Genomic DNA, 16,489 nt, shown 5'->3' with positions numbered 1-16,489 from the left:
TTTTCTATCCTACCGCTTTACAGCAGATTTCGAAATTGGCAATTGGGGTATCTGCCTATTTTCAAAAAATATTGAAATGACAACTATTGAACCTTTTTAATTAAATAATAACAGCAATTCAAACACATTTTTCAAATAATGTGTTTGTTCATTTGGGGAAATGTTTAGTACCTTAACCTCTATATAAACCCAAATGAGAATATTCCACCTCAGTGCCGAATGCTACCCAATTGCCAAAGTTGGCGGGCTTGCAGATGTTGTTGGCGCACTGCCAAAATACCAAAACCAGGCCGGGCAAAACGCGGCAGTGGTTATGCCTTTTTATAACCGCAAATTTGTACATGAGCATACTTTTGATATAGTTTTCCAGGGAGCTACATTATTGGGCACACGGAGAATTTATTTCGAAGTAATAAAGGAAAGCACCGACGAACTAGGGTTTGAGCTGTATATGATCAAAATCCCGGGTTTACTGGATCGTGAAAATATCTACAGCTACCCTGATGAGCGCGAGCAATTCCTGGCCTTTCAGATCTGTTTCCTGGATTGGATCAATTGGAGCGGCCAAACCCCTGACCTGGTGCACTGCCACGACCACCATTCCGGGCTGGTTCCTTTCCTGATGTATCACTCCGCATTGTATCGCAGGCTGGCACATATCCCAACCATATTTACCATCCATAACGGCCAATACCACGGGGCTTTTGGCTGGGAACACTTCCACCTGTTACCCGAAGTTGATTTTTATAAAACCGGCCTGTTGGATTGGAACGGCGGCATAAATCCCCTTGCCTGTGCGGTTAAATGCTGCTGGAAGTTTACTACGGTATCGCCCAATTATTTAAAAGAACTATCCGTTAGCTCAAACGGACTGGAATATCTATTTTATGTAGAACGCTTTAAGGGGCACGGAATCATCAATGGTATTGATACCGATGTTTGGAATGCAGAAACAGACCCGATGGTGCCAAACAAATTCAGCGCGGCTACGGTTAGTAAGGGCAAACAAAAGAATAAAGAAGAGTTATGCACACGTTTTCATCTTTCACCGGACAAACCCCTGATTGTATTTATAGGCCGGCTGGTGGTTGAAAAAGGAGCCGATATGCTGCCGGCTGCTATCGAAAAAAGCATCCAGCAACATGGTGATGAAGTTAACTTCCTGATATTAGGTGCCGGCGATGCCGAAACCGAAATGGCACTTCAAAAACTAAAAGATTTGTACCCGGATAATTGCAATGTATTTATAGGCTACGATGAATCGCTTGCACATTTGATCTATGCCGGGGCCGATTTTTTATTGATGCCATCACGTGTGGAACCATGCGGACTCAACCAGCTTTACGCCATCAAATACGGTACGGTGCCGATGGTACGCACCACCGGGGGGCTGGCTGATACCGTTATCGATTTCGCCGACGAGGGTGGTTACGGCATCCGTTTTAATAATACGAGTGTTGATGACATCAGTACATCAGTTACGCGGGCGGTTGAATTGTACCGCGACACTAAAAAAATGCAACTATTGCGCAAGCGCATGATGGGCCTCGATTTTTCCTGGTACCGGTCGGCAAAAGAATATATTGACCTCTATGAAAGCTTAATCCCGAAAATATGACATCAAAAGTAATCAGCATTGTACTTGGCGGCGGCCAGGGCAGCCGTTTAGCACCGCTAACACAAACACGCTCAAAACCTGCAGTGCCAATTGCTGGTAAATATCGTTTGGTTGATATCCCTATCTCTAATTGTTTACACTCAGGTATCGACAGGATCTTCGTGTTAACGCAGTTTAACTCAGCATCGTTAAATAAACACATCAAAAACACTTATCACTTCAGCACGTTCAGCACTGCTTTCGTTGATATATTGGCTGCAGAACAAACCCCTACCAGTGCAGGCTGGTTCCAGGGCACTGCCGATGCAGTAAGGCAAAGTTTGCACCACCTGGCCGTGCACGAATTTGATTATGTGCTGATTCTATCCGGCGATCAGCTATACCAGATGGATTTTGAAGAAATGATCAACCAGCATATCGAAAAGAAGGCTGACATTTCTATAGCTACTATACCCGTTGATGTAAGCGATGTTCCTGGTTTCGGGATTTTAAAAACCGATAGCGACAATCTGATCACTTCTTTTATCGAAAAACCAAAAAGCGGTTTTGAAAATTGGGTGTCAGAAGTTAGTCCGGAAATGAAGGCGCAGGGGCGTATTTACCTGGCTTCGATGGGTATTTATATATTTAACCGTCAACTTTTATATGAATTGTTGGAAGGTAACGACCATACCGATTTCGGCAAAGAGATCATCCCGCAATCTATAGAAGGGCATAAAGTAGTTAGTTATCAATATGAAGGTTACTGGACAGATATTGGTACTATCCCTTCTTTCTTTGACGCGAATCTCGGCCTTACAGATGATATCCCGCAGTTTAATCTGTTTGATAAAAACCACATCTACACACGGGCGCGTATGCTGCCGCCAACAAAGATCTCTGGCACGCATCTGGACAGATCAATCATTGCAGATGGCTGTATTATCAACGCCAGTTTAATAACCCGGTCAATCGTTGGGATCCGTACCCGGATAGGCTTGTACACCACCATCGACAGCTGTTATATAATGGGCAGCGATAATTATCAAACCCTTGATGAAATTGCTGCAGCAAAAGCAAAAGGGGAAGCTATTATGGGGATAGGCGACCGGTGTACATTGCGAAATGCCATTATAGATAAGAACACCTATATTGGAGACGATGTGAAAATTAATTGTGGCGGCAGGTTACCGGATGGAGACTTCCCAACCTACACAGTAGTTGATGGTATTGTTATTGTTAAAAAACGTGCAGTTATACCGAGCGGGACGGTGATTTAATCTGCAATAGCATTGAACATTCCCAGGTTAATTTGTTATATAACAACAACTAAATAAACTTACTAATCATGAAAAAAGCTATCTGTATGGTTGCTGTCGCTACGATCTCGTTTGGCAGCATTAATGCATTCGCGGCAACGCCAGTGCAAACTCAGCAAGACACTACGATGAAGAAGAAGCCAGTGAAGAAAAAAATGATGAAGAAACACAAAATGATGAAAGATTCAACAATGAAGAAAGACACCATGAAGATGTAATTCATCCAAAACAATAAAGGCTCCGTAACCCGGAGCCTTTATTGTTTTATTACAGATCTAAGCTTTCGCCTATAGCCGGCAATTTTAAATTTAGCCCGGCCTTAATGAATTTTCCTTTCACCTCTTCCTTATCTATCTTGATCACCGGGAAGGAATCGTAATGGATACCAATAATGTCTTTACAGTTGATAAAACCTGCTGCTTTAATAGCGTCATCCGCGCCCATCGTGTAATTATCGCCTAATGGTAAAAAAGCCCAATCGAGGTTTTCACCCTCCAATAGCTTCATATCATAGGTAAGTGCTGTATCACCTGCAAAGTAAATTACTTTACCTTCGCTATAAATCACAAAACCGGCAGGGTTGCCACCGTTAGAACCATCGGGCAGTGCACTGGAGTGTATGGCATTCACCATTTTCACACGTCCAAAATCGAAATTAAAGCCGCCGCCGATATTCATCCCGTGCACATTGTCAATGCCTTGCTTGCCCAGCCAATCGGCTATTTCGGCAATACAGATAACTTTTGCGCCACTTTGTTTTTGCACCTCCACCAAATCGGCAACATGATCGCCGTGGCCGTGGGATACCAGGATATAATCCGGCTTTAAAGCCGAAACCTCAACAATACCTTTTGCTAATTCGTTGTAGGTGATAAATGGATCGAACAATAATTTTTTGCCGTCGGCCTCGAGTTCTATTGTCGACTGGCCATAATAGGTAACTTTCATAGCTAATTTTTTAAATTTGGTAAACTATCAAGTACACAACGGTAAAAACTATACCCTGTTTGCTATATCATCAATATTACAATGTTGCAACATTTATTTACCAAACAAACCACCCATACCGCCAAACATGGCACTGGTCATGGCCGCCATTTCACTTTGGCTTACGTTATCAGCCTCCGCCATTGCTTTATTTATGGCAACAACCAGCAATTCTTCCAATTCCTCTTTATCCGCTTCTTTTAAAAACGACTCGTCGATAGCGATCGATTTCACCACTTTGTTGGCGTTGGCCTGAACCGTAATTTTACCACCCTCTGCCGTACCGGTAACGGTAATGGCATCTAACCTTTGCTTTACTTCGCCAGCTTTTTGCTGAGCTTCCATTAATTTATCAAACATATTACCTCCTAAAGCCCCCTAGCCCCCTGAAGGGGGAGTAGGGATTTATTATAAACATCTCAAATATTAACTCCCCCTTCAGGGGGGCGGGGGGCACGCTAATCTTCCGCCGTATCACCTGCCCCGTTGTAGGCTCCTTTACGTACCACTGGCATTCCTGTAATTTTAAACAGATCATCCAAGTGTAAAAGGCTCCCGTTAACCATATTACCTAACAAAACAATCGTAACATCGTTTTTCATATCGCGCAAAAATATGTGGCGAAAGCCGTGCCACCAACCGGTATGATAAACTACCTTCTGGCCTGGTGCTTCAAATAAGCGCCAGCCATAACCATAGTTAAAGTGCCCGCGAACCATTGGGTTATGCGGGGTATAAGCAGAGTCTTGTGTGGCAGGTTTGATCAAGTGCCCAGCCCTTAACGCCTGGTCAAAAATATACAGGTCTCCTACTGTACTGTAAATCCCCTTATCGCCCACAGGGCCATCGAGGTAGTTTTGCGCTACCGAATATTTCCAGCTGTTACGGTCGTGTCCTACAACATCCGCGGGTATCTTTTCATAAACCGCTTTGGAATATACGGCCGTGTGCTTCATCCCAGCAGGTTTAAACACATTCTCCATCATATAATCAGCATAGGTTTTACCGGTTACCTTTTCTATAATAGCACCCAGCACCATAAAATTGCTGTTGTTGTATAAAAACCTAACGTTGGGCTTATTAAACCGGGCCGGTTTGTATTTCGCTATCATGGCCATTGCCTCGGCATTCGTTAAACCCTTTTTTTGATTTAAATGCTGGGTACGGTAAATATTATCTACAAAGTAAACATAGTTCATCATGCCAGACCGGTGGGTGAGCAGCAATCTGATCGTTACACCTTCGTATGGAAAATCCGGGAAGAAATCTCGTACATCCTGATCCAGTTTTATTTTGCCACGTTCCCAAAGCTGCATGATGGCAGTACCCGTCATGGTTTTAGTAACCGATGCCAGTTCAAATTGAGAGTTGATCTTCAAACTGTCGCGGGTGAGGTGGTTGGCCCAGCCGAAGGTACCCTCGTACAGGATTTTACCTTTTTTTGCTACCAGCACATTCCCGTTAAACCCGCTCACCTTGTGCAGGTGTTGCATAAAATCATCTATCTTTTTGTCGCCTTTTTTAGCGTCATATTTTAATAATCCCGAAGAATCAAAGGGTTTTAGCGGATCGGCATTGGATTTTTTATCAGTTTTGCCGTTGGAACAGGAAGCCAATATAAACAAAGAAGCTACAAAGGTAGCAGTAGCTTTTAGAACAAAATTCATAGGAAAAAATACTTCGTTAAACGAAAGCAAAAATGGAAATTATATAGCACGTATTAGATTAAAATTCAATTAATGTTTCAACATAATTAAAAACAGGTTAATTTTAGGCATGAGTGTGTGGGTTAGGGTTTTAATTGTTTCCTCGATGGTTGCTGGCACGGGTTTGGTTTATGGGCAGGCGCAAAACAATACTAATGACCTGGTGCAGCAAGGCATCGGGCTGACCAGCCAAAAAAAATATACCGATGCTATTGAAAAATTCAGGGCCGCCTTAGGCGTCGATAGCAATCATATCCAAGCCAATTATCAGCTGGCCTTTACTCTTTTTTCAAGTGGAAAAAATATGGAGGCGATCCCTTATATCAAACGGACAATCCGGTTAAGCACGAACGCTAAATTTACAGCAGCTGCGTACAGCCTGTCTGGCAGCATTTATAGCAGCAGCAACCAATTGCTTAACGCCATCGAAGCGTATAGAAAGGGCATTGCGGCTGATACAACTAACCAGCGCATTTATTACAACTTAGGCATTGCATACTTTCGCAACAAACAATACAACGAGGCCGGCCTCACCTTTGCTGCGGCAATAACAAAAGATGCGAATGACGCCGGCAGCACCCGCATGTATGCGTTAGCTGCTTTCCATCAAAACAAAAGATTGGAAGCCGTTTATGGGTTTTGCAGGTTTTTAACCCTACAACCCAATTCACCGCAAAGTTCGGAGGCTTTCAATAATCTGCAAAATATCCTGCAGGGCGGGCAGCTTAAGCCCGAACCGGGTTACAAGCCATCAAGTGCTGCGCTTACCGAAGCAAACAGGCAGAAATTGTTATTAAAGAAAGCACTTTCACCCCTGGCGTCCAGGAGATACAGTTCTTCTGCTGATTTGCTTGCCGGGCAGCTTAGCGCTGTATTTTCCGTAAACGATACATCCATAGGGCAATTCCTGTTTTCGGGTTATTTTAATCAGCTTTCTCAAACCGAAAACATGCCCGCCTTTGTACGTTATATCAGCCAGCCTGCTAACGCGGCTAACGCAAAGTGGCTAATGGATAACCCCGAAAAAGCGAAAGCACTAAACAATTGGGTAGCTGCAAATCAACCTGCCTATTAAATTTTTCTGTACCAAAAAGATTACCACATTGCATTCCGCGTACTCCATATAAAACCATAAATTTGCCACCGCAAAAACATAGTATAGTTATGAGTTTCAGAACCGAATATGATACCATGGGCGCGGTACAGGTACCGGCCGATAAATACTGGGGCGCACAAACCGAACGCAGCCGCAACAACTTCAAAATTGGCCCCGAGGCATCTATGCCGAAGGAGATCATAGAAGCATTTGCTTTTTTAAAGAAAGCTGCCGCTTATACCAACACAGACCTGGGTGTACTACCTGCAGAGAAACGCGATATGATTGCGCAGGTATGTGATGAGATCCTGGCTGGTAAACTGGATGCAGAATTCCCTCTGGTAATCTGGCAGACCGGTTCGGGCACGCAATCAAACATGAACGTAAACGAAGTGGTAGCTAACCGCAGCCACGTATTGCAGGGTAATACTTTAGGCGAAGGCAAAACCTTTATCCACCCAAATGATGATGTAAATAAATCCCAGTCATCAAACGATACCTACCCAACCGCAATGCACATTGCCGCCTATAAGATCCTGATCGACGTAACGATACCCGGGATCGAAAAACTTCGCGACACACTGAAAGCAAAGAGCGAAGCTTTTAAATCGGTTGTGAAGATTGGCCGCACCCATTTAATGGATGCTACCCCATTAACATTGGGACAGGAGTTCTCGGGCTATGTATCACAACTGAACCACGGCCTAAAGGCCCTGCGTAATACTTTCGAGCATTTAAGCGAATTAGCACTTGGTGGAACCGCCGTAGGCACCGGTATCAACACGCCTAAAGGTTATGATGTAAAGGTGGCCGAATACATTGCGCAATTCACCAATTTGCCATTTATTACTGCCGAAAATAAATTTGAGGCCTTAGCTGCACATGATGCTATTGTGGAGAGCCACGGTGCATTAAAACAAATTGCAGTATCGCTAATGAAAATTGCCAACGATATCCGGATGCTGGCATCTGGCCCACGCTCGGGTATAGGCGAAATTCATATTCCGGATAACGAGCCGGGATCATCTATTATGCCCGGCAAAGTTAACCCTACACAAAACGAAGCGGTAACTATGGTTGCTGCACAGGTGATGGGGAACGATGTAGCTATCTCTATCGGTGGTTCAAACGGGCATTATGAACTCAACGTATTTAAGCCATTAATGGCTGCCAACTTTTTGCAGTCGGCCCGCCTGATTGGTGATGCTTGCGTTTCTTTCAATGATCATTGCGCTGTAGGCATTGAGCCAAACTACGAAGGCATCAAAAAGCATCTTGAAAATTCGCTGATGCTGGTTACTGCACTTAACCCGCACATCGGGTACGAGAAAGCGGCCAAAATTGCCAAAACAGCGCTGAAAGAAAACCAGTCACTTCGTGAAGCCGCTGTTGGTTTAGGTTACCTCACCAATGAACAATTTGACGAGTGGGTACGCCCGGAAGACATGATCGGCGGTTTAAAATAACGCGCTCCAGCCCCCTAAAAGGGAATAAAGCACTACATAAACCCTCTCTGCTTTAAGAGAGGGTTTTTTAGAAACTTGTCCAAAGCATGCTATGCACCAGTCCCTCATTAAACTCCCCTTGCTCCTAAATAAACCAATAGTTTTTTGCATAATGCTTATGGCGTTGAGTGCCTGCGGTTGCAAATTTAATCCCAACCTGCAAGGCAAGGGCGAAAAATACCTGCAGGGTGAATGGAAACAGGACACATCCGCTTTGCAAAAGAAATTGCTTAATTATTCGCTGTACCGGTTTAAGTTTACCTGCGATTCTTTTTTTGTAAGCCTGCAATCATTCAGCAAAGCCAATGGCGGCAATCCGGATAGCTGCGTTAAAAACGGGCAATGGAGCGAATATGCCAAGGGCTATTACAATCAACAAAACGACACGCTGCATTTAAAAGGCTTGTTTTGTAACGCCAATTATAGCTATAAAGACGAAGGCGGCTGCTTCCGGTACGGCAATTACGAAGAGTTTTTTAAGATAGATAAAAAAAGCGATTCCGTTTTTCAGTTTACACCAACATCCAGCGTTGTACCCTTCAGTGCTCGCTTAATCAAGCATTATACCTGCATCCCAAAACCACTATAACATGAAAATCAAATTGTTAAAAAAATTAATACTGGCAGTAGCCGTAATGTATCTGCCCATACAAAGTATGGCATGGGGTACCAACGGACACCGGATTTGCGGCCAAATAGCAGACAGCTACCTTACACCCAAGGCCCGTGCAGCAATTAAAGCCATTCTCGGCAATGAATCCATCGCCATTACCAGTAACTGGGCTGATTTTATCAAATCAGATCCAAATTTCAATTACCTGTATAACTGGCATTTTATAAATTTTGATAAAACGCTTACTTATCCTGAGATGGAGACTTACTTAAAAGCGGACACCACCACAAATGCTTATACCAAAATAAACTTTTTAACCGGCCAGCTAAAAAACAAAAACCTGCCTCAGGAAAGCAAATTGCTTTATCTAAGAATGCTGATCCATATTGTGGAGGATGTGCACCAGCCATTGCATACCGGGCACCTGAGCGATAAAGGCGGCAACGATGTGAAAGTGATGTGGTTTGATAAGGAAAGCAACCTGCACTCTATCTGGGATTCGCAGCTGATAGATGCACAGCAATTAAGTTATACCGAATACGTATCCTGGATCAATCACACTACACCAGCCGGCAGGGCTACCCTTCAAAAGGCCCCGGTAAGCCAGTGGTTATTTGAATCGAACCAGTTAGCCGATAAAATTTATGCGGATGCTAAACCGGGCGACAAGATCAACACCTATAAGTATAACTTTAAATTTATTGCCATCCTTAATGATCAGCTTTTGAAAGGCGGGGTTAGACTGGCGGGTGTTTTGAACCAGATATTTGGATAACGCAGATGTGCAGATTTCAAATGTGCAAATGAATGCACACGAGTTTGATTTGCACATCTGCCTATTTGCACATTTGCACAACTAAATGAAGATACTGATGGTTTGCCTCGGCAATATTTGCCGCTCGCCGCTGGCGGAGGGTATTATGCAGCACCTTGCCGATAAGGAAGGTTTAAATTGGGAGGTGGATTCTGCCGGAACGGGCAACTGGCATGTCGGCTCCCCTCCCGACAGGCGATCTATCCGCGCCGCTTATGAACAGGGTGTGGATATCAGCAAACAAGTTTGCAGATTGTTCACTACCAGCGATTTTGATGAATTTGATCTTATCCTGGTGATGGATAAAAGTAATTTATCCAATATATTAGCGTTATCACGTAATGACTCCGACAGGCAAAAAGTGAAGATGCTACTGGGCGATAAAATAGTGCCCGATCCTTATTATGACGATACGCAATTTGCACCTGTTTTTAAACTAATAGAGACCGGGTGCAAAGAAATTATCAGGCAGTATAAAGACAAGTAAGTTGTATATTTGATTCACACGTTAAACGCTGAAATTATGGATAGAGTAGTTTTCGATATTGACGACACTTTAGCAAAAAAGTATAGATATGCTTCTGCGGATAAGAAAAAGGAAATAACAGGAGTGGTTAGTAGGATGCTCAGCAAAAGTCTTGAAAAATCCGATGATGATTTCTGGGACTTTATGGAAAGAGCAGGAAAGCAGGCCACCGAGAATGGCTTAACGGAGGACGAGCTCAACAAAATGCTTAATGAAGATTAATGAGTTCGTTTTTGATACAAACGCATTAATTAGCGCCCTACTTATTCCAACTTCTGTTAGTAGGCAGGCATTACGAAGAGCCGACGATATTGGCAAATTAGCCTTCTCAACTGAGACTTTAGATGAATTGAAGCTAGTTATCGTAAGAACTAAATTTGATAAATATCTCCCGGTGAGTGAGCGGCTGGAATTTGTACAACGATGGGAATTAAGGGGAAGCAAATACAAAATCATTAGTCAATTTACCGATTGCAGAGACGAAAAAGATAACAAATTTTTAAACCTGGCATTTGATAGCGGCTGTTCTACATTGGTATCGGGAGATAAAGATCTTTTACGCTTACATCCATTCCATGGCATCGATATCATCACCGCAAATTGTTTTTTAAATCAATTTTCATGAAAACACTCATTTTAAGTTTCATCCTCGCTTTTAGTATAGTAAGCGCTAAAGCAACGGACACAAACAGTATCGACAAAATAACGACTTCCTACATTGGCCTAAAAGATGCTTTGGTAGGCAGTAATGCTGCTTTAGCGAAAAGCCGCGCAAAGGACCTGCTTTCGGTGCTAACTGCACAGCAGGCCAAAGGAATGACAGCACAGCAGCAAAAGCTACTCACCACCTACCTGGAAAAACTAAAGTTTGATAGCCGCCACATTAGCGAAACAACCGTGATCGATCATCAGCGGGAACATTTTGCCAGCCTTTCAAAAAACATGTACGCCTTGCTCACCGGCTTAAAATTGAATACCACCACGGTTTACCAGCAATACTGCCCGATGAAAAAATCGTATTGGCTAAGCGAATCTGAGGAGATCCGCAACCCATATTATGGCGAGGGAATGATGGAATGCGGCAAAGTTACGGCAACGCTAAAACCTGCCGGAAAATAAACTGCATTAATTTTATCTACCGATAATATTTGTAATCAATAAGTTAAACAGTATTTTTGTAATATGATAAAAAGAGGAGGGGCGTTGCTATTGGCGTTACTGTACACCGTTACAGTGGCCGGCTTTGCTTTGAATCTTCATTATTGCGGCAATAAGGTAGCCGATGTACAGATCAACGCCCCTGCTAAAAGCTGTGCCAAACCTATGGCGATGGCCAAAAGCAAAATGAATTGCTGCAAGAATAGTAAGCTTACCGTTAAGGTTAAAGATGGTCACCAAAAAGAATCGACATCATTTTTCTCCCGTCTGTTTGCTTTCGATCTGCCTAAATTCCAGGTAGCAGACTTTTTATTTGCTGCTCAGCAGGCTTTTTTAGAAAAAGTCTTCGGCCGCGGCCCTCCCGATGTTCCCTCGGAAAGCATTGCTGTGTTTATAAAAAATTGCGTTTTCAGGATCTGATAAATAACCAATCGCTGCATTAGTTATTCTATCAATTCAAATTCAATTTTAAAAACATGAAAACGCTTAAAGTATATATCTTTCTTTTATTAGCAACAGTAACCGTTGCAAAAGCACAATTCACCAAAGCCGAGCTACAAGTTAGCGGCCTTACCTGTTCTCTTTGCGCAAAATCAACCGAAAAAGCGATCAAAGCCTTGCCGTTTGTAAGCGAAATTAAGCCCGATCTGATCCACAATATCTACAACATCACCTTCAAAAGCGGTGTTCCTGTCGATTTTTCGCAGATCAGCAAAAAAGTGTTGGGTGCCGGTTTTTTTGTGAACTATCTTAAAACCACCTATAACTTCACAGGCACCACCCTTGCCGACAATGCATTTACTTCCGGAGGCGATACCTTTAAGGTTTTAAACGCTGATAAACCATTAAATGGCGAAGTATCATTAACCATTGTGGATAAAGGCTTTGCGCCAAACTCAGTATCTAAAAAATACTTGGGTAAAACCCCGGAAACGCCGGCAGCAGCAGGCAAAACTTATCATTTAGCAATTTAAGCGTCTTCTAAATTAAATTTTTATGAAGACCATTTTATTGGCTTTTTGCCTTACGGCATTGGCCTATTCCGCCTGTGCGCAAGAATTGTATGTAAATACCGAACCGGCCAGCAATATGGCTACCGGTTCGCTTGGGATCCGCTTAGAGAATCAAAGCTTTTACTCGCCCACGTTTAAAAACCGTACAACACTCGAGATGATGTATGGTGCAACAGGGAAACTAATGGTACACGGCTCGGCCTATGTTTCTGATATGTACCGGCCAAATCAAAGTTTTGAGGGCGGCAGCTTTTATGCCAAGTACAGGTTCTACTCTGCAGATACGATACAATCCCATTTTCGGGGAGCATTTTTTGGAAAAGCATCTATAAGCCGCAATCCGTACAATTTGCAGGAAATAGCACTGGAGGGCGATAACAGTGGCTTGCAGGGCGGGGTAGTTTTTACCAAGTTGATCCACAAACTGGCTGTATCAGGTTCTGCCAGTTACCTGCATGCCTTTGATAATGCTGGCAACGCAATGCCTGTTTCAGGGGCTAAAAACGCGGTAGCTTATACCCTGTCGGCCGGATATTTATTGCTGCCTAAAAACTACACCAGCTATAATCAGGTCAATTTGAATGTGTATGCAGAATTGCTCGGTAAATCCAATCCCGGCTATGCACAAAGCTACCTTGATGTGGCACCGGCTGTACAGTTGATCTTTAACAGTGTTTTCCGGGTTGATTTTTCGTACCGCACTCCAATCTATAACAGCATGAAGCGCAATAGCCAAAACATGTACCTGGTACGTTTGGAGTACAATTTTTTTAACCTTTAGCCAAATGAAGAAATATATAATACTGGTGATTGCCGCGCTTGTTACGCAGCTTACCTACGCCCAGGATATGCGTAATATGCACATGAAAAAAGATACTGTTTTGAAAAAGACAGTAAAGGGCAAATCTGCAGACACCAAACCTATAAAACGCGATACCGCCGGCAAAATGGATCAGCACTCCGGGCATATGGGCATGATGCATATGCAGGCGGATACCGTTAAGAAAATGAATACGATGAGCAGCCAGTTCTCGCTGGATCTGCCGATGAACCGTGATGGCTCGGGCACATCATGGGTGCCGGACGAAACACCCATGTATATGTATATGATCCATGGTAGAAAATGGATGCAGATGATTCATGGGAGTGTATTCGCCAGATACAATAAGCAGGACCTTTTTAATAAAGGCAGCCGTGGCGGCAGCCAGGTTGATGCACCCAACTGGCTCATGTACATGGCGCAGCGTAAAGTAGGCCATAACGGCCTGTTCGCTATCAATACCATGTTCTCATTCGATCCTTTTACGGTTGGTGCAGGTGGCTATCCCCTGCTTTATCAAACGGGCGAATCATACAAGGGCCGAAAACTGGTAGATCGCCAGCATCCGCATGATCTGTTTGCCGAATTAAGTATTGCTTATACCCAGCGAGTGGCTAAAAATACAGATCTGTCGCTGTCTGTTGGCTACCCTGGCGAACCTGCTTTAGGCCCACCGGTATTTATGCACAGGCTCTCGGCCATGAACAACCCCGATGCGCCCCTGAGCCATCATTATGCCGATGCTACCCATATTACTTTTGGTACTGCCACACTGGGTTTCAGGTATAAAAATGTAAAACTGGAAGGATCAGTATTTACCGGGCGCGAACCTGACGAGCACCGCTACGATTTTGATAAAGCTAAGTTTGATTCTTATTCTGTAAGGCTGTCGGTCAACCCATCTAAAGAATGGGCGCTGCAGGTATCCAACGGCTGGTTAAAAAGCCCGGAAGAGGCCGAGCCGCTGGAAAACATCAGGCGGTTTTCAGCATCTGCTATCCACACTAAAATGCTTAACGGGGATAGCTATGTTGCCACTACATTAGTTTTCGGGCAAAACCACCACAACAGCACCGGCCGGAATGAGCCTGCCCTATTATTGGAAAATGCACTGCAGCTGCATAAAACAGCCATTTACGGCCGTTATGAATTTGTCCAAAAAGATGCAGAAGAACTGGACCTGGAACAAATTTACCCAACCGATCCGCGGTTCAACATCAATGCTTTTACTTTAGGCACCAACCGCATTGTTACTACATTTAAGCAAACCAACCTTACCGTTGGGGCACAAGCAACCCTTAACCTGTCCCCAAATCAACTAAAGCCGTTGTATGGCAGCAGTCCGGTTGGTTTCCAGGTTTACCTGCGGGTAACACCGGCGCTCATGAAAATGGGCGGCAAACATAAAATGAATGGTAAAATGATGGATGATATGGATATGTAAAATAAAACCGGCCAAGTTATCACTAACAACATGGCCGGCTTATTTTATTTTTTAAAAGCACCTTTTGAAGGGAGGCTGCTATTTCTTCACCCAACCGTCCTTCAACGTTACCGTACGGTTAAATACGGGCTTATCTGCAGTTGAATTTTTATCTAATGTAAAGTAACCTTTACGCATAAACTGTACCGGGGTACCCACTTTGGCATTAGCCAAATCGGCTTCTATAAAGGCAGCCGGCAATATGTGCAGACTGTTTGGGTTAATATAGTCCTTAAAATCACCGTCCTCGTTACTAGGGTCTTCCACTTGGAAAAGGCGGTCGTACAGGCGCACTTCGGCAGTTTTGGCATGTGCAACGCTCACCCAATGGATGGTACCCTTTACGTTGATACCGCTGGTATCGTTCCCACTTTGCGATTCGGGGATGTACGTGCAATGAATTTCCGTAATATTACCGTCTGCATCCTTCACTACGCTTTCGCCTTTAACAATATAGGCGCTCTTCAAACGCACCATCAGGCCAACACCCAGGCGGAAATACTTCTTGGTAGGTACTTCCATAAAGTCGTCGCGTTCTATCCATATCTCGCGACCAAAACCAAACTCCCGGCTGCCATCTCCACCTTCTGCTTCAGGGTTATTCTCTCCATGAAAGATCTCCGTTTTGCCCTCCGGGTAATTAGTGATCACCAGCTTAACCGGGTCAAGCACTGCCATACGGCGCCATGCGGTTTTGTTCAGATCCTCGCGGATACAGAATTCCAGCAAGCCAACATCTATCATATTTTCGCGCTTGGCCACGCCAATGCGCTCGCAAAACTCACGGATACTGGCGGGTGTGTAGCCACGGCGGCGCAAACCGCTAATGGTGGGCATCCGCGGATCATCCCAGCCATCCACATGGCCATCGGTAACCAATTGCAGCAGCTTGCGCTTGCTCATTACCGTATAGTTAAGGTTTAAGCGGGCAAACTCATATTGCTTACTCGGAAACAAGTTTAATTTCTCTATAAACCACTCATACAGCGGGCGGTGAGGTATAAACTCCACTGTACAGATAGAGTGCGTAATTTCCTCAATGGCATCACTTTGCCCATGTGCAAAATCATACATCGGGTAAATGCACCAGGCATCGCCCGTGCGGTGATGGTGAGCATGCTTAATGCGGTACATCAATGGGTCGCGCAGCTGCATATTGGCCGCGGCTAAATCAACTTTAGCACGCAGCACTTTAGCGCCGTCCGGGTATTTACCGGCTTTCATATCGGCAAACAACTGCAGATTCTCCTCAACAGAGCGGCTCCGGAATGCATTAGCTACCCCAGGCTCGGTTGGCGTACCTTTCTGTACGGCAATTTCTTCGGCAGTGCTATCGTCAACATAAGCCAGGTCCTGTTTAATCAGTTCTACAGCTAAGTCGTACAGTTTATCAAAGTAGTCAGATGCATAAAGTTCTTCGGCCCAATCGAACCCCAGCCACTTTACATCTTCCTTAATACTGTCCACATACTCCACATCCTCCTTTACAGGGTTGGTATCATCAAAGCGCAGGTTGGTTTTACCGCCGTAGCGCTGCGCCAAACCAAAATTAAGGCATATCGACTTAGCGTGCCCGATATGCAGATAACCGTTAGGTTCCGGCGGGAAACGGGTTAAAACCCGGCCATCATTCTTGCCGGCAGCAATATCGCCCTCAACAATTTCCTCTATAAAATTCAGTGATCTTTCTTCGCTCATGGTGGCGCAAAAGTAAGTATAGTATCAGGCAGATACGAAAATTTTTGCAGTGCGCCTCTATTTTTCCGCAAAATTCTGCAGTTTGCGGAAAGTTTTGCAGAGAAACAAGCGTTTTTTGGCAATGCCTCCGGCCCGCGCTTTACGCTCATACTGC

Annotated in this window: 19 protein-coding genes; 15 read left to right on the top strand and 4 right to left on the bottom strand. The window is 44.2% G+C overall.

The window, feature by feature from the left end; all coding sequences use genetic code 11:
* The first annotated feature begins 193 nt into the window (after positions 1-193).
* The 3 genes from A0256_07095 to A0256_07085 all read left to right on the top strand — a co-directional run bounded on the left by A0256_07095 (position 194) and on the right by A0256_07085 (position 3,134).
* A complete protein-coding gene (locus tag A0256_07095; GenBank protein AMR31208.1) occupies positions 194-1,618 on the top strand; it encodes a glycogen synthase in 1,425 nt (474 codons plus the stop codon).
* A complete protein-coding gene (gene glgC, locus A0256_07090) occupies positions 1,615-2,877 on the top strand; it encodes a glucose-1-phosphate adenylyltransferase (protein ID AMR31207.1) in 1,263 nt (420 codons plus the stop codon). The genes A0256_07095 and glgC overlap by 4 nt, the downstream gene beginning before the upstream one ends.
* Positions 2,878-2,945: 68 nt before the next feature.
* Positions 2,946-3,134: a hypothetical protein gene (locus A0256_07085; protein ID AMR31206.1), complete on the top strand. Its 189-nt coding sequence runs from the start codon at positions 2,946-2,948 to the stop codon at positions 3,132-3,134.
* A 49-nt stretch (positions 3,135-3,183) separates the two neighbouring features.
* Here A0256_07085 and A0256_07080 read toward each other — a convergent pair whose 3' ends face one another.
* The 3 genes from A0256_07080 to A0256_07070 all read right to left on the bottom strand — a co-directional run bounded on the left by A0256_07080 (position 3,184) and on the right by A0256_07070 (position 5,570).
* Positions 3,184-3,864, bottom strand: a complete 681-nt coding sequence (locus A0256_07080) for a hydrolase (GenBank protein ID AMR31205.1) — start codon at positions 3,862-3,864, stop codon at positions 3,184-3,186.
* 93 nt (positions 3,865-3,957) lie between these two features.
* Positions 3,958-4,263, bottom strand: a complete 306-nt coding sequence (locus A0256_07075; protein ID AMR31204.1) for a hypothetical protein — start codon at positions 4,261-4,263, stop codon at positions 3,958-3,960.
* A gap of 98 nt (positions 4,264-4,361) precedes the next feature.
* Entirely contained in the window at positions 4,362-5,570 is a 1,209-nt protein-coding gene (locus A0256_07070; GenBank protein ID AMR31203.1) for a serine hydrolase, read from the bottom strand.
* Between the two features lie 145 nt (positions 5,571-5,715).
* Between A0256_07070 and A0256_07065 the strand changes: the two genes are divergently transcribed.
* From A0256_07065 to A0256_07010, 12 genes are all read left to right on the top strand, one after another.
* The gene (locus tag A0256_07065; protein AMR31202.1) at positions 5,716-6,684 is read left to right on the top strand and encodes a hypothetical protein; all 969 of its coding nucleotides are present in this window, start codon (positions 5,716-5,718) and stop codon (positions 6,682-6,684) included.
* A gap of 89 nt (positions 6,685-6,773) precedes the next feature.
* Positions 6,774-8,171, top strand: a complete 1,398-nt coding sequence (gene fumC / locus A0256_07060) for a class II fumarate hydratase (GenBank protein AMR31201.1) — start codon at positions 6,774-6,776, stop codon at positions 8,169-8,171.
* Between the two features lie 151 nt (positions 8,172-8,322).
* Positions 8,323-8,799: a hypothetical protein gene (locus A0256_07055; protein AMR31200.1), complete on the top strand. Its 477-nt coding sequence runs from the start codon at positions 8,323-8,325 to the stop codon at positions 8,797-8,799.
* Position 8,800: 1 nt separating this feature from the next.
* On the top strand, positions 8,801-9,598 hold the full coding sequence (locus A0256_07050) for a S1/P1 Nuclease (protein ID AMR31199.1): 798 nt from the start codon (positions 8,801-8,803) through the stop codon (positions 9,596-9,598).
* Between the two features lie 85 nt (positions 9,599-9,683).
* Entirely contained in the window at positions 9,684-10,124 is a 441-nt protein-coding gene (locus A0256_07045; GenBank protein AMR31198.1) for a protein tyrosine phosphatase, read from the top strand.
* A gap of 36 nt (positions 10,125-10,160) precedes the next feature.
* Positions 10,161-10,385 (top strand): hypothetical protein, encoded by a 225-nt coding sequence (locus A0256_07040; GenBank protein AMR31197.1) that lies wholly within the window; start codon positions 10,161-10,163, stop codon positions 10,383-10,385.
* Positions 10,375-10,788: a hypothetical protein gene (locus tag A0256_07035; protein ID AMR31196.1), complete on the top strand. Its 414-nt coding sequence runs from the start codon at positions 10,375-10,377 to the stop codon at positions 10,786-10,788. Before A0256_07040 ends, A0256_07035 begins: the two co-directional genes overlap by 11 nt.
* Positions 10,785-11,282, top strand: a complete 498-nt coding sequence (locus tag A0256_07030) for a hypothetical protein (GenBank protein ID AMR31195.1) — start codon at positions 10,785-10,787, stop codon at positions 11,280-11,282. Before A0256_07035 ends, A0256_07030 begins: the two co-directional genes overlap by 4 nt.
* Positions 11,283-11,345: 63 nt before the next feature.
* The gene (locus A0256_07025) at positions 11,346-11,741 is read left to right on the top strand and encodes a hypothetical protein (protein ID AMR31194.1); all 396 of its coding nucleotides are present in this window, start codon (positions 11,346-11,348) and stop codon (positions 11,739-11,741) included.
* A gap of 56 nt (positions 11,742-11,797) precedes the next feature.
* Positions 11,798-12,295 carry a hypothetical protein gene (locus A0256_07020; protein AMR31193.1) on the top strand — a complete coding sequence of 166 codons (498 nt, stop codon included), beginning with the start codon at positions 11,798-11,800 and terminating at the stop codon, positions 12,293-12,295.
* Between the two features lie 22 nt (positions 12,296-12,317).
* Complete coding sequence (locus A0256_07015; GenBank protein AMR31192.1) at positions 12,318-13,115, top strand: hypothetical protein; 798 nt, start codon at positions 12,318-12,320, stop codon at positions 13,113-13,115.
* A 4-nt stretch (positions 13,116-13,119) separates the two neighbouring features.
* Positions 13,120-14,598: a hypothetical protein gene (locus A0256_07010; GenBank protein ID AMR31191.1), complete on the top strand. Its 1,479-nt coding sequence runs from the start codon at positions 13,120-13,122 to the stop codon at positions 14,596-14,598.
* Between the two features lie 78 nt (positions 14,599-14,676).
* Here the strand turns inward: A0256_07010 and A0256_07005 are convergent, their stop codons facing one another.
* Positions 14,677-16,335 carry a glutamine--tRNA ligase gene (locus A0256_07005; protein ID AMR31190.1) on the bottom strand — a complete coding sequence of 553 codons (1,659 nt, stop codon included), beginning with the start codon at positions 16,333-16,335 and terminating at the stop codon, positions 14,677-14,679.
* Positions 16,336-16,489 lie beyond the last annotated feature (154 nt).

Origin of the sequence: Mucilaginibacter sp. PAMC 26640, assembly GCA_001596135.1 — a bacterium.
Classification (GTDB): Bacteria; Bacteroidota; Bacteroidia; order Sphingobacteriales; family Sphingobacteriaceae; genus Mucilaginibacter.
Note: the sequence above shows the minus strand (reverse complement) of the source record. Positions and strands in the feature narration are given on the sequence as shown.